10 protein-coding genes are annotated in these 13,872 nt (G+C 74.5%); 3 read left to right on the plus strand and 7 right to left on the minus strand.

Annotation, left to right across the window (positions count from 1 at the left end; translation table 11 throughout):
- Window positions 1-81: 81 nt before the first annotated feature.
- The 4 genes from ACI2LW_RS25980 to ACI2LW_RS25995 form a co-directional block, all read right to left on the minus strand.
- The gene (locus ACI2LW_RS25980) at window positions 82-2,247 is read right to left on the minus strand and encodes an MMPL family transporter (RefSeq protein ID WP_404733623.1); all 2,166 of its coding nucleotides are present in this window, start codon (window positions 2,245-2,247) and stop codon (window positions 82-84) included.
- Window positions 2,248-2,623: 376 nt separating this feature from the next.
- Window positions 2,624-3,424: an ABC transporter ATP-binding protein gene (locus ACI2LW_RS25985; RefSeq protein ID WP_404733624.1), complete on the minus strand. Its 801-nt coding sequence runs from the start codon at window positions 3,422-3,424 to the stop codon at window positions 2,624-2,626.
- A 168-nt stretch (window positions 3,425-3,592) separates the two neighbouring features.
- Entirely contained in the window at window positions 3,593-4,624 is a 1,032-nt protein-coding gene (locus tag ACI2LW_RS25990) for an IPT/TIG domain-containing protein (RefSeq protein ID WP_404733625.1), read from the minus strand.
- A 115-nt stretch (window positions 4,625-4,739) separates the two neighbouring features.
- Complete coding sequence (locus ACI2LW_RS25995) at window positions 4,740-5,486, minus strand: IPT/TIG domain-containing protein (RefSeq protein ID WP_404733626.1); 747 nt, start codon at window positions 5,484-5,486, stop codon at window positions 4,740-4,742.
- Window positions 5,487-6,127: 641 nt separating this feature from the next.
- On the opposite strand from ACI2LW_RS25995, the gene ACI2LW_RS26000 reads away from it, so the two are divergent.
- On the plus strand, window positions 6,128-7,327 hold the full coding sequence (locus tag ACI2LW_RS26000) for a right-handed parallel beta-helix repeat-containing protein (RefSeq protein WP_404733627.1): 1,200 nt from the start codon (window positions 6,128-6,130) through the stop codon (window positions 7,325-7,327).
- A gap of 85 nt (window positions 7,328-7,412) precedes the next feature.
- Here ACI2LW_RS26000 and ACI2LW_RS26005 read toward each other — a convergent pair whose 3' ends face one another.
- Both ACI2LW_RS26005 and ACI2LW_RS26010 read right to left on the minus strand, forming a co-directional pair.
- A complete protein-coding gene (locus tag ACI2LW_RS26005; RefSeq protein ID WP_404733628.1) occupies window positions 7,413-8,699 on the minus strand; it encodes a serine hydrolase domain-containing protein in 1,287 nt (428 codons plus the stop codon).
- A gap of 312 nt (window positions 8,700-9,011) precedes the next feature.
- Window positions 9,012-10,247: a serine hydrolase domain-containing protein gene (locus ACI2LW_RS26010; protein ID WP_404733629.1), complete on the minus strand. Its 1,236-nt coding sequence runs from the start codon at window positions 10,245-10,247 to the stop codon at window positions 9,012-9,014.
- A 490-nt stretch (window positions 10,248-10,737) separates the two neighbouring features.
- Between ACI2LW_RS26010 and ACI2LW_RS26015 the strand changes: the two genes are divergently transcribed.
- Together ACI2LW_RS26015 and ACI2LW_RS26020 are read left to right on the plus strand one after the other, a co-directional pair.
- Window positions 10,738-12,036, plus strand: a complete 1,299-nt coding sequence (locus ACI2LW_RS26015; protein ID WP_404733630.1) for a sensor histidine kinase — start codon at window positions 10,738-10,740, stop codon at window positions 12,034-12,036.
- Window positions 12,033-12,707 carry a response regulator gene (locus ACI2LW_RS26020; RefSeq protein WP_404733631.1) on the plus strand — a complete coding sequence of 225 codons (675 nt, stop codon included), beginning with the start codon at window positions 12,033-12,035 and terminating at the stop codon, window positions 12,705-12,707. The genes ACI2LW_RS26015 and ACI2LW_RS26020 overlap by 4 nt, the downstream gene beginning before the upstream one ends.
- Here the strand turns inward: ACI2LW_RS26020 and ACI2LW_RS26025 are convergent.
- On the minus strand, window positions 12,704-13,564 hold the full coding sequence (locus ACI2LW_RS26025; RefSeq protein ID WP_404733632.1) for an MIP/aquaporin family protein: 861 nt from the start codon (window positions 13,562-13,564) through the stop codon (window positions 12,704-12,706). The genes ACI2LW_RS26020 and ACI2LW_RS26025 overlap by 4 nt on opposite strands.
- Window positions 13,565-13,872 lie beyond the last annotated feature (308 nt).

The following is a 13,872-nucleotide window of genomic DNA, read 5'->3' on the forward strand; positions in this document are numbered from 1 at the left end:
CAGTCGCCGAAGGGCCGCTCACCCCGTCGCGGGGCTGCTCACTTCTCCTCTCCAGCCTAGTACGGCACCGGCGCGGGCCGGTCAGCCGGCGGCCGCGCCGCGCCGTGCCGTGCCCTCGACGTCGGTGTCCGGCAGTACGCGGCTCAGCCGCTCCGGCAGCCACCAGGCCGCCCGGCCCAGCAGTGTGAGGACCGCCGGCACGATCGTCATACGGACGACGAAGGCGTCGAGGAGGACCGCGACCGCCAGCCCGAAGCCGATCATCTTGACCGACTGGTCGCTGGAGGCGACGAAGCTGCCGAAGACCGCCGTCATGATGAGCGCCGCGGCCGTCACGACGCGTCCGCCGTGGCGGAAGCCGGTGACGATCGCCTCACGGGGCGCCTGTCCCGCGCTGTACGCCTCGCGCATCCGGGTCACCAGGAAGACCTCGTAGTCCATGGCCAGTCCGAAGACGATGCCGACCATGAAGATCGGCATGGTGCTCATGATCGGCCCGGTCTGGCCGACGCCGAGAAGGTCCGCCAGCCATCCCCACTGGAAGACGGCGACCAGCGCGCCCAGCGACGCCCCGATGGACAGCAGGAAGCCGACGGCGGCCTTGAGCGGGACGAGCACGGACCGGAACACGAGCGTCAGCAGCAGGAACGCCAGGCCGACCGTGACGCCCAGATAGGGCAGCAGCGCACCGTTGATCTTGTGGGAGAAGTCCACCTTCATGCCGGTCAGGCCGGTCACCAGGGTCCGGGCTCCGGTCGTCCTCCTCAGGTCGGCGCCCGAGTCGCGGAGGGTGCGCACCAGGTCCTCCGTGGCCGCGCTGCCCGGCTTGGTGCCGGGGACCACGGTGACGACCGCGGTGTCGTGCGCCTTGTTGAAGGCGGCGGGGCCCACGGCCGCGACGCCGTCCAGGTGTCCCGCCCTCGCCCTGAACTCCCTCGCCGCGTCCTTGGGGTCGGCGCTGCCCCGGGCGTCGACGACCACGGTCAGCGGGCCGTTGATACCGGGGCCGAATCCTTGGGAGAGCAGGTCGTAGGCCTTGCGCTGGGTGGTGCCGGCGGCCATGGCGCCCTCGTCGGGCACGCCGAGCTCCAGGGAGGCGGCCGGCAGGGCCAGGGCGCCGAGTCCGACGACGGCGACGACCATCACCGCGACCGGCCGGCGCAGCACGAAGCGTGCCCAGCGGCCACCGGCGGTGTGCTTCGGGGAGGCGGTGTGGGCGGGTTTCTTGCGGGCCCGCCGTCCGACGATCCGCCGGCCCGCCATGGCCAGCAGCGCCGGGACCAGGGTGAGGGCGACGACCACGGCGAGGACGACCGTTCCGGCGGCGGCCAGCCCCATCTTCGTGAGCACCGGGATGCCGACGACCGACAGGCCCGCCAGCGCGATGACGACGGTCAGGCCGGCGAAGACGACGGCGGAGCCGGCCGTGGCGGTGGCGCGGCCGGCCGCCTCCTCCCGGTCCCGTCCCTCGGCCAGTTCGGCCCGGTACCGGGTGACGATGAACAGCGCGTAGTCGATGCCGACCGCCAGGCCGAGCATCAGCGCCAGGGTCGAGGTCGTGTCGCCGAGGTCCAGGGGGCCGGCCAGGGCTCCGATCACCATGACGCCGATGCCCACACCCAGCACCGCGGTGATCAGCGGCAGGCCGGCGGCCACCAGCGATCCGAAGGTGATCACGAGGAGCGCCGCCGCGACGGCCATGCCCAGCACCTCCACGCCGGAGCCCTCCTGCGCCACGGGTACGGCGCTGCCGCCCACCTCGACGGTGAGCCCGCCCGTGCGGGCCTCGTCCACGGTGTGCACCAGCGTTTCCTTCGTCCGTGGGCTCAGGGCCACCGCCCTGGCGTCGTAGGCGACGGGTGCGTAGGCGACCGTGCGGTCCCCGCTGACGGTGCCGGCGGCGAACGGGTCGGCCACGGAGACGACGTGCGGGGAGCTGTGGCGCAGCGCGACGACGGTCCGCGTGATCCGCGCCCGGTACGCCCGCTCGGTGACCTTGTGGCCGGCCGGCGCCTGGAACACCACGCGCGCCGTCGCGTTCTCGGCGTCGGTACCGGGGAAACGTTTCTTCAGCAGGTCCACGGCGCGTTGGGCCTCGGTTCCCGGCATCGAGAAGGAGCTCGGGGCGGGAGGCTCCGCCGCGGACTTCGCGACCGACGCCACGGCGAGCAGGGCGACCCACACGAGGGCGACGGCGAACCGGTGCCGGAAGGAGAATCTGCCCAGTCTGTAGAGAAAAGAGGCCACGCGCCTGTGCTCCGCTTCGCGTCGGTGTTGCTCTCAGGTGAGGAAAGCGCCCTGGTCAGGGCACGGGTCCAGTCTTGGGCCGCGGCGCGTTCGAACCTTCGGCACCGGTGACGAACTTCCGGCTCGGCCGTGGGGAGGAGCCGGCCCGGTTCTCCTCCCCGCGGCCGAGAACGGCAGGGCGGACACCTGTTCCATCCGGGTGTCCGCCCTGCCGTGGCGCGTCGTCGACGGCCCGCGCCGCGGGAGCAGGCGGCGCGATCCGCGTGGGTGTCACGTTGGCGCCGTCACGGTGGAGCGCCGCCGCTGTGCCGAGCGCCGCACAGGCCCGACGGGAACGGCCGGCCACGGGGTCCCGGTCACGGGGCCCGGCGCGGGCTCAGGCGGTCCTGCGCAGACCGTCCGTCGCGGCCGTCGCAGCCGTCGCGGCCGTCGGGGCCGTCGCGCCGCCGGCGGCCGGGGAGGCCGGCGCGCTGACGACGCGGCCGTGGGCGAGGAGGACCGCGCTGTCCGCATGGGCGGCGGCGACCGGGTCGTGGGTCGCCATCACCACCGTCCGGTGCAGATCGGTGACCGCCTCGCGCAGCAGGCCGAGGATGTCCCGCGCGGTCCCGGGGTCCAGGGCGCCGGTCGGCTCGTCGGCGAAGACGACGTCCGGACGGGTCATCAGGGCGCGGGCGATCGCGACCCGCTGCCGCCGGCCGGCGGACAGCTCGGACGGGACACGCTTCAGATGCCCGGTCAGGCCCGCCCGGGCGACGACCTCGAAGAGCCACTCACCGTCCGGCCTGCGGCCCTGCAGCCGCAGCGGCAGCGTGATGTTCTGCAGCACCGTGAGCGCCGGCACGAGATCGGACGTCCGGGAGACGAATCCCGTGCGGCCGCGGCGCAACCGCGTCAACGGCGTCTCCTTCAACCGCGACAGTTCGGTGTCGCCCAGCCACACCGAGCCGGAGGTGGGGCGGCCCAGCCCCGCCGCCATGTGCAGGAAGGTGCTCTTGCCGGACCCGGAGGGCCCCATGAGCGCGGTGAAGGTGCCCTGGGGAATGTCCGTGCTGACCCGGTCGAGGGCCAGGACGGACCGCGGCCCCTGTCCGTAGCGTTTGGTCACGTCCCGGAGCCGGACCGCCCAGGGCGTTCCGGCCGCCGCGCCGTGCGGCTGACCAGTCCAGCGGTTCATGTGCTCGTCTCCTCCTCGGCCACGCCCGGCTGCCGGCCGGACCTGCCGTCCATTGCAGGCCGGGTCACGGCCCCGCGGCCTCGGCCGCGGTGGTGAACCGCGGTGTCCACCGAGGGGAGGAGCCCGCGCCCGGTGTCGGCCGTTCGGCCGACGCGGCGGGCCAGGACGTCAGATGGAGGGCGCCGGAACACGGGTGTACGTCAGTGAGTTGCTGGGCCCGGCCGGTGTGGTGACCGTCACGCTCACCGGGCCCGCGCTGCCCGCCGGGGCCACCGCGGTGATCTGGCTCGGCGAGAAGACGGTGAACGGGCAGGCAGTGGAGCCGAACAGGACGCCGGTGGCGATGCCGAGGTTGCTGCCGGTGAGAGTGATGACCGCGCCCCCGCGGGTGGGGCCCCGGTCCGGGGTGAGCGAGATGAGGGTGGCGGCCGCCAGGTACGCGTAGGGGAGGGCGTTGCTGGTGCCGCCGGGGGTGGTGACGGTGACGGCCGCGGCGCCGGCGGACTGCGCGGGGGCCACCGCGGTGATTTGGGTGGCGGACTCCACGGTGAACGAGGTGGCCGCCGTCCCGGAGAAGCGCACCGCGGTGGCGCCCAACAAATCGTTGCCGGTCAGCGTCACCGTCGTACCGCCCGTCGTCGGCCCGGAGGACGGTGTCAGGTCGGTGAGCGAGGGCGCGGCGACGAAGTAGAAGCGGGCCTGCGGGGCGTCGGGGCTGCTGGTGCCGCCGGGGGTGGTGACGGTGACGGCCGCGGCGCCGGCGGTGTGGGCGGGGGTGACCGCGGTGATCCGGGTGGCGGAGTCGACGGTGAAGGAGGCGGCGGGGACGGTGTCGAAGCGCACCGCCGTCGCCCCGGACAGGCCGGCGCCGGTCAGGGTGACGGCCGTGCCTCCGGAGACCGGGCCCTGACTCGGGGTCAGGTCGGTCAGGGTGGGGACCGCCGCGGTCGTGTAGGTGTAGGTGACCGTCTGACTGCTGGTGCCCTGGCCGGTGGTGACGGTGACGGTCACGGTGCCGGTGCCCGAGGGGGCGACCGCCGTGATCCGGGTGCTGCTGTCGACGGTGAACGAGGTCGCCGTCCTGGTGCCGAACCTGACGGTGGTCGCGCCGGTGAAGCCGGTGCCGGTCACGGTGACGGTGGTACCACCGGAGGCCGGCCCCTGGCTGGGGCTGACCGAGGAGACAACAGGGGCGGCCAAGGACGTTCTCCTTCGGTTCGCGGGCGCGCGTGGGGGTGGTGCCGCCCGGGCGGCAGGGGGGGCGTCGCCCGGGCGGGGTTCATGGCTTCCCGCGGTCCGGGGACCGCGGGAGGGGTCAGATGCCCGGGCTCGCGACGTAGGTGAACGCGCCGGTCGCGGTGTCGGACCCGGCCGGGTTGGTGACCACCACGTCCACCGCACCGGCGGTGCCGGGCGGGGTCACCGCGGACAGCGTGGTCGCGCTGATCACCGCGAACGGTGCGGGAGCACCGTCGAAGGTGACCGAATCCGTGGTGTCGAGGTTGGTGCCGGTGACGGTGACCGCGGTGCCGCCGGAGGCGGGGCCGGAGGTCGGGGTGATGGCCGTGATGGCCGGATCGTCGACGTAGGTGTACGTCAGGCCGTTGTTGGTGCCGCCCGCCGTGGTGACGCTGACGCCCACCGGCCCCGCGACCGTGCCGGCCGGGACGGTGACGGTGAGCTGGGTGTCGTTGACCACCGTGGGGGTCGTGGTCACTCCACCGAAGGAGACGCTCGTGGCGGTGGACAGGCCGGTGCCGGACAGGGTGATGGTGTTGCCGCCGGCCAGCGGGCCCGCGGTCGTCCCCAGGGAGGACTTGAAGGGGGCGCCGACGTAGAAGAACGAGACCGGGTTGCTGGTTCCGCCCGGGGTGGTGACGGTGACGCCCACCGTGCCGGTGCCCGACGGCGACACCGCGGTGACCTGGGTGGGGGAGACCTGGGTGACGCTGGTGGCGGCCTTGCCGCCGAACTTCACCGAACTGGTGCCGGACAGGTTGGTGCCGGTGATGGTGACCAGCGTTCCGCCGCCGGTGGAACCCTGGTTGGGAGAAATGGGCATGGGGAAGCTCCTCGCTGGACGAAGGCGGTTGCGAGGAACCGGCGGGGGCGGCCGGGTGCGGTGACCGTGAGCGTCGAGGCGAGGCGGCGCCTGCGGGCGGGTTTCACCCGCCGCGGCCCTGCACAGCCCTGTGCCTCTCCCCCTGGGCATGGAGAAAACCGGCAAGCGCTGCCCGTTTCGACGTCCCCCGGCACGGGATGGGCAGCCCGCCGGTTCACACTCTCAGTGACCCATGACTCCAGGCGGGTGACAAGTACCGGTCAGCCGACCTCACCCGAATGGAGTAACGCCGGTGGTCGGCGGCCGGCGACCGCGGCCACCGACGGCCGTTTTCCCCAGCCCGGAAGCGCGCAGGCCAGGACGGACCCGCGCCGCCGGGCGCGCCCCGTGCCCCGAGTCGTGCGGCGAGCGGGCGCGGGCGCGCGACCGGCCTTGCCGGTCCAGCGCGTACGCCGGTTCGCGTGCCGGTCCCCGCGACCGCGGCCGCCCACCGGCGCCCTCACCCGTCCGGACGCCACCCGCGCCCTCACCCGTCCGACTCCCACCCGCGCCCTCACCCGTCCGACTCCCGCCGGCGCCCTCACCCGTCCGGACTGCCCTGCGTGCACACCACCGGCGCCCCTGATCACAGTGGGACTGCCGTGCGCGGCGAGCCCGGCCGGACGAAGCCGGCCTTCTCGCTGCCGTGCGTGCGGCCCGCCCGGGACGCGCCGAAGGACATCCGCCCACGCGACCGCATCAACGATCGACGAACCGAGGGAGAGATCGAGTTGACCCTGCACATCCGAGGCCTGGCAGTGGCCGCACTGCTGGGCGCGACCCTGTCGGCCATCACCACACCGGCCGTCGCCCGCGTCGCCGCGCCGTCCAAGGAGCCGGTCGTCCCCTGCGGGGACGTCGGCGAACTGGTCCGGCAGATCACCGAGGGCAACACCCGCGGCTACGGCTCGATCGTCCTGTCCTCCGGATGCGTCTACCGGCTCACCGCCCCGGCCCAGCCGGGCGGACCCGACGGACTGCCCGTCGTCACCGGGAACCTGACCATCAGCGGCTCCGGCGCCACCATCCTGCGCAGCGCGGCCACGCCGTTCCGCATCGCCGAAGTGGCCCCGCAGGGCACCCTCAACCTCAACGGCACGACGGTCTCCGGCGGCAGCGCGGACACCGACAACGGCACCACCGGCGGCGGAATCCTGACCAGCGGACGGCTGGTCCTGGTCAACAGCCGGGTCACCGGCAACACCGCCACCGGTACGGGCGGCGGGATCGAGGTGGCGTCCGGCGGCACCGCACAGCTGACCACCTCCACCGTGTCGGAGAACACCGCGTCCGACGGCGGCGGCATCCACGTCTCGGCCTCCGCGAGCCTGAACCTCAGCCGGAGCTCGATCACCGGCAACACCGCCGTCTCCACCGGCGGAGGACTGGCCACCTTCGGTGGCGCACAGCTCGACGACGCCGTCGTCCGCGGCAACACCACCCAGAACTTCGAAGGCGGCGGCGTCTACGCGGGCGCCGGGACGCTCACCACCACCCTGGGTGAGATCTCGGGCAACACGGCCCACTCCGACGGCGGCGGCATCGCGAACTTCGGCGCCACTCTGCGGCTGAACGACACGGCCGTACGCGACAACCGCGCCTTCGGCGGCGGTGGCGGCCTCTACCAGTACGCCGGCAGCTCCCAGCTGATCAGGGGCGGTGTCACCGGCAACGTGGCCACGGACGCGGGCGGCGGCATCCTCCGCCAGGGCGGTTCGGTGACCCTGACCGGCACGAGCGTCACCGCGAACCAGCCGGACAACTGCTCACCGGCCGGGGCCGTCGCCGGCTGCACCGGATGACCGTCCGGCAGCACGGCGCCGCCCTCGTCAAGGAAGCGAGGCAGTGAGGCAGTGAGGAGGTGGCCGGTCCGCCGGCGCCGTCGTCTCAGGGGGCTTCGATGGCGTAGACGTTCCCCGGCGTCACCACACTGGTCACCGCCTTGGCGAACTCGGTGCTCAGCGCCTTGCCGTGCACGTTGATGTCACTGGTGGTGTGCACCACGAGTGTGGCGTGGGCGGAGCGCAGGTGCACCATCACCGTCTGGTAGCCGGGCAGGGAGCCGTTGTGGCCGACCCACCCGTGGTTGTCGAAGACGCCCAGGCCGTAGCCGACGCCCTTGATGCCCGTGGCCTTCGTCCGCAGCCGCTCGGCCTGGGTCGCGGGTGACAGCAGCGTCCCGTCGGCGAGGGTGGACGCCCAGGACCGCAGGTCGGCGAGCGTGGAGATCATCGCCCCGGCCGGGGCACCCATCCGCGGGTTCCAGTACGTCGCGTCCGCGACCGAGCCGTCGGCCGTCTGGTTGGTGATGCCGTGCGCGTGCGGCGCGGGGAACTCCGTACCCCGGGGCATGAAGGTGTGCTCCAGATGGGCCGGCCTCAGCACGTGCCGCGCCACGTAGCGGTCGAAGGACTGCCCGGTCACCCTCTCCACCACCCGCGCCAGCAGCAGGGTGTTGGTGTTGCTGTACTGGAACGCGGTGCCCGCGGCGAAGGCGACCGGATGGCGGAAGGAGTAGGCCAGCAACCGGGCGGTGCCGAAGGGGCGCCGGGGGTCGGTCACGTACGCCTTGATGAAACCCTCGTCGAGCATGTAGTTGAACAGTCCGCTGCGCATCTCGGCCAGGTGACGCAGTGTGATGTGGTCGCCGTTCGGGACGCCGGGCACGTACCGGGAGATCGGGTCGTCCAGCCGCACCTGCCCGCGATCGACCAGCCGCAGCAGCGCGGTCACGGTGAAGGTCTTGGTGACGCTGCCGACGCGCATGGCGAACCGGGACGACATGGGCGCGCCCGTCGCCGGATCCGCGGTGCCGAAGGCCCGGACGTAGCCGCCCTTGCCGGGTGCCCACAGACCCACCGTCACCCCGGGGGTGTGCGTGGAGCGCAGCACCTTCCGGACGGCGCGGTCGAGTTCCGCCCGCACCCGCGGCGTCAGCTGCCGCATCACCGGCCGGCCGCCGACGTCCGCGGCGGTGGCGGCCGTGGTGGCCGTGGCGGCGGTGGTGACCGTGGCGGACGGGGCGGACGGGGCGGTGCCCGGGGCCGCGGTCAGCGCGTGTGCGCCGGTGCCGGACGCGAGCATCACACCCGCTGCCAGGGCCGCTCCGGTCACTGCCGTCGCGCGACGCGGAGCAGTGGTACGGGAGCGGGCGAAGAGTGAACGGACAGGCATGGCGCGCCCTTTCGACGTGCGGAGGGCCCTCCTGGTGACCCGCCGCGTGGCCACTCCAGCCTCGCCGTCCGCGGCCTTCCCGGCCTCTGCCGCAGGAGCGGTCTCCGCTCTCCGCCGCACGGAGGAGAACACCCCGCCCCTCCCTCGGACGGCCGACCCGCGACGACAACGGCCCCGGCCCGATGGAGGGCCGGGGCCGTGGCCGTCGCGCCGGGCCGTCGTGGTGAGCGGGTCCGGACCGTCGGGTCAGCGGGTGGCGGACGTGCGGGTCAGTGGGTGGCGGACGGGGTCAGTGGGTGGCGGGTGTGCGGGTCAGTGGGTGGCGCACAGGGTCTGGCGGGAGGCGGTGAGCCACGCGGAGATCTGGCCGGAGACCCAGCTGTCGGGGTCCGCGTTGGTGGCGAGCACCAGCTGGCGGGTTCCGTCGGCGTTGGTGAAGGCGTTGGTCTGGGTGCCCAGCACGGTTCCCGTGTGCCCCCACATGGTGACGCCGCACAGACGCACCCTTTCCAGGCCCAGCCCGTAGCCCTTGTCCGGGTCGGCCGGGTCGACCTTGTAGGGGCCGGCCTTCATCATCTCGGCCAGCTGGGCCCGGGGCAGGAGCCGTCCGGTGAGCAGGGCCCGGTCGAACCGGGCGAGGTCGTTCACGGTGGAGGTCAGCGCCCCCGCCGCCCAGGTGGTGGAGGGGCTCATGGCACCGGTGATGTCCTTGGGCGCGCTGCCGTTGCGGCCCAGGAGGTAGCCGTGTGCGGCCGGGCTCTGGACGGTGAGCGAACGCACGGGCAGCCGGGTGTCGCGCAGCCCGAGCGGCCGGATGACGCGGCGCTCCACTTCGTGCCGGTAGGAGTGGTGGGTGACCTTCTCGACGATGAGACCCAGCAGCACGTAGTTGGTGTTGGAGTACGAGAACCTGGCGCCGGGCCGGAACAGCGGGGGGTGCGCGTCGGCCAGGGCCACCAGCCGCCTCGGTGACCAGTAGTGGCCCGCGTGCCCCTTCAAGTAGGGGGCGGAGAAGGACGGATCCTGCTCGAAGGGGAACAGGCCGCTGGTGTGGTTGAGCAGGTGGCGCACGGTGATGCGGTCGCCGCCGTGGACGATGCCCGGCAGGAAGTGCTGCACGCTGTCGTCGAGGCGCAGCCGCCCTTCGGCCGCCAACTGCAGCACCAGGGTGGCGGTGAACGCCTTGGTGTTGCTGCCGACGCGCAGGTGGTCCGCCCTGCTCATGCGCCGCTTGGCCGCCACATCGGCGTAGCCGGCCGCCGCCGTCGCGGTGCGGCCGTGGTCCCGTATCAGCGCGATCGCTCCGGGCAGCCCCGCCGAGGTCAGCCGGCGGACGGCCTGGCGGGCGGCATCGTCCCCGCTCCAGGCGGGGGCCGGTGCCGGGCCGGGACGCGCGCCGCGGACGGAAGGGGTGGTGCGGTCGGCGGCCGAGGCGCCGGCGCCGGAGGCCAGGACGGCTCCGGCCGCGCCCACGGCGCACAGCAGGGCGGTGGCCCGCCTGGCGCGCCGGAGTGCGGGGCGCGCCAGGGCGGCGGTGTCGCGGGTCATGGGACGGCTCCAGAAAGAGAGGGCCGTTGTGCGGCCCTGGCGGATCGGTGTGCCACCAGCCTGCGCGCCGCCGCGGCGCAGGGCGTCCTGCCGCCGGACCACCCGTGAGCTCCGCCCGACGGAGGAGTACCGCGCGGGGGCTCGGTCGGCCGGCCGAGGAGCGCGACGGCCGGCGTCCGGGCACACCGCCGCAGGAACCGGGCCGACCGCCCGGTCGGCCAAGTCCGCCGTCGCCTCGACCGCCCACTCGCCGTGATCGCCGTCCGCGGCGGCCGGCAGGAGACGGCCTCGGGCCCCCCGGGCGCCCCGTGCGCGGCCGGCCCGGCTCCCCGCCGCAGTACGCCTCCGGCAACTCGCGGCCGGTCCCACCCGCACATCGGGCCCTGCCCTCCCCACAACGGGCCAAGTCGTCGTTTTCGCCGCGGATACGGAAATCGGGACGGGCTTTCCGGCTGTTGCCGAGTCCATGACCCGATCAAGGGGGACCCCTGTGGCTGTCGTCGGCCGGCGTCTCGTCGCTCTGAAGGAGGCGTTCGCGCACGGGCGTTTCGACGCCCTCGCCCGGCGCCGGGTGCCGCGCGCCGCGGTCGACCTGCTGCTCGCCCCGCTGCTGGCGGCGGCCGCGCTGACCGAGGTCGTCGACCGGGCGCCGGGCGGCGGTTCCGGAGCGGACGCGGTGGGCACGGCCCTCGCCCTGATGGTGGGCGTTCCGTTCGCGGTGCACCGCCGCTGGCCCACGCCCGTGCTGGTGGTCGTCGCCGCCTCGGCGGCGCTGCTCCAGGCCCGGCACTCCGTGCCCGCCCCGGTCACCGGCGCCGGCGCCACCATCGGCACCGTCCTGCTGGGCGTGGGGGTGGCGGTGTTCCTGACCACCGTCCGCCTCCCGCACTGCCCGAGCTACCGGCTGCTGGCCGCGATGGTCGTGGTGGCCGGCGCCACCGAGGCACTGATCGGCCACGGCGAGGCCATCGGCTCGGCCGTCGTCGTGGACGTGCTCGTGGTGGCCGCCTGGGCGCTGGGCTGCCTGGTGAGGGCCCGCCGCGCCATGGCGGCCGAGGCGGTGGAGCACGCGGCCGCGCTCGAACGGGAGCAGGTCGCCCTCGCCCGCACCGCCGTGGTGGAGGAGCGTTCCAGGATCGCCCGCGAACTGCACGACATCGTCGCCCACCACGTCAGCCTGATGGTCGTGCAGGCCATCGCCGCAGACCGGGTGCAGAGCAGCGACCCGGACAAGACCCGGGAGCTGCACGCCGCGATCGAGGCGACCGGCCGCGCCACCGTCGCGGAACTGCGACGCCTGCTGGAACTGCTGCGCACCGACGACGACGAGGCCATGGAGGGCCGCGCGCCGCAGCCGGTCCTCGCCGACCTGCCACGGCTGCTGGACGCCCTGCGGGAGGCCGGCCTGCGGGTGCGGGCCACCTCCACGGGGGCCGCCCGCCGGCTGGCCGCCGGCACCGAGCTCACCGCCTACCGCGTGGTCCAGGAGGCGTTGACCAACACGCTGAAACACGCCGGGCACACCCGTGCGGTCGTCGCCCTCGACTGGCAGCCGGACCACCTGGCGGTCAGCGTGCGCGACGACGGCCCGCTCACCGGAGCCGCCCCCCACGCCGCCCCCCACGCCGTGCCGCCCGGCGGCGGCCACGGTCTGGTGGGCATGCACGAACGCGTCACCGCCGCCGGCGGCACCCTCGACACCGGGCCGCTGCCGCAGGGCGGCTTCCTCGTCAGCGCCCGGCTGCCCCTCGACCCGCCCTGCGACAACGAAACGGACTGCCCCCGATGACCACCGCCACCCGCATCCTCCTCGTCGACGACCAGCCCATGATCCGCACCGGGTTCCGGCTCATCCTGGAGGCCGAACCCGATCTGGCCGTGGTCGGCGAGTCCGGCGACGGCCTGGCGGCCGTCGAGGACGCCCGCAGCCTGCAACCGGACGTCGTGCTCATGGACATCCGCATGCCCCGCCTGGACGGGGTGGAGGCCACCCGCCGCGTCCTCGACGTCCAGCCGGACACCCACGTGATCATCCTGACCACCTTCGACCTGGACGAACACGTGCTGGACGCCCTGCGCGCCGGCGCCAGTGGCTTCCTGGTCAAGGACGGCCCCGCCACCTCCCTCGTCGAGGCGATCCGCACCGTCGCCTCGGGGGAGGCGGTCATCTCGCCCAGGGTGACCCGCCGGCTGCTGGAGCGGTTCGCCGCGCTGCCGGAACCCACGCCCGCCCCGCCGGGCCTCGACGCGCTCACGGACCGGGAGCTGGACGTGCTGCGCGTCCTGTCCCGCGGACTGTCCAACGCGGAGATCGCCGCCGAACTCTTCGTCAGCGAGACGACCGTCAAGACCCACGTCGCCCACATCCTCGAGAAGTACCACCTGCGCGACCGCGTGCAGGCCGTCATCCTCGCCTACGACACGGGACTCGCCCTGCCCACAGCGCCCACCCGGCGCTAAGGGGAGGTCCCGGCCCGCGGCAGCGGCGCGGCGCCCTGCCGGGCGCGGTCGCGCACCGCGTCGTCGTCCCCGCACAGCCGGTGGGTGCGCGGTGCGGGAGCCGCCGGACGGCGCCGGAGCAGGCGATGGGCCGCGGCCCCCGCCGTCGCCCCGATCAGCGGCGCGACCAGATAGACCCACAGCAGCTGGGTGGCGCCGGACAGCACCGCCGGACCCAGCTGGCGCGCCGGATTGGCCGACGCACCGCTCAGCCCCGCCAGCCCGGTGATGATCAGGGCCGTGGCGACGCCGACCGCGTAGGGGAGCCGGCGGCTGAGCCCGGGGTGGGACAGGAAGCACCCGATCATCAGGACCAGCAGCACCAGACAGCCGCTCTCGGTGAGCAGCAGCATGGCCGCGTTCCAGCCCGGGCCGGGGTGCACGGCGGCGTAGCGCGTGGCCGGTCCCTCGAGGACCGGTCCCCAGCACAGCCGGGCCAGCGCGGCGCCGGCCACGGAGCCCGCCAGCTGCGCGGCCGCGTAGGCGGGCACGACGCGGCCGGGGAACGTCCCCATCAGCCACAGCGCGAGGGTGATGGCGGGATTCATGTGCGCCCCCGAACGGCGTCCGGGCGGGGAGGTGATCAGCAGCACCAGAAGGACCCCGGTCAGCACTCCCACGGCCGCCGCCGCGCCTCGGGGACCGGGCACGGCCGGCGGCGAGTTCGGTGGGGCGAGCCAGCGGACGGCGGTGACGACGCAGAACAGCAGGACCGTCGTCAGCGCGAACTCCCGGGCGGCGTCGGCCGCCCCGTGCGGCGGGATGCGCTGAGCCTCGGCGGACGCGTGCGACCTGGCGGTGGCCTCTTCCGGGAGCACGCTTCCGACGTTACGTCGCCCGGCGGCAGGGCGCAGACGAGCGGTGCCGCCGGCAGGACGCGGACGGGCGTGCCGGTGCCCGGCAGGGGCCGGCGACCGCCGGCCCGCCCGTCCGCCGCCTGCCGGCCGGCCTTCTGCCGGCCGGCCTTCTGCCCGTCCGCCGTCGGCCGTCTGCCCGTCCGTCCGGCCGCGCGCGGGGTGGTGCCGCACACCGTCGCACCGTCCCGTCTCACGGCGCCCGGCGTCCCGGGCGCACCGCGCTACGGCTCCACGGTGTCCTGGTGCCACGGCGTACGGCGTGCCGGTCC

Origin of the sequence: Streptomyces sp. NPDC004065, assembly GCF_044903565.1 — a bacterium.
GTDB lineage: Bacteria > Actinomycetota > Actinomycetes > Streptomycetales > Streptomycetaceae > Streptomyces.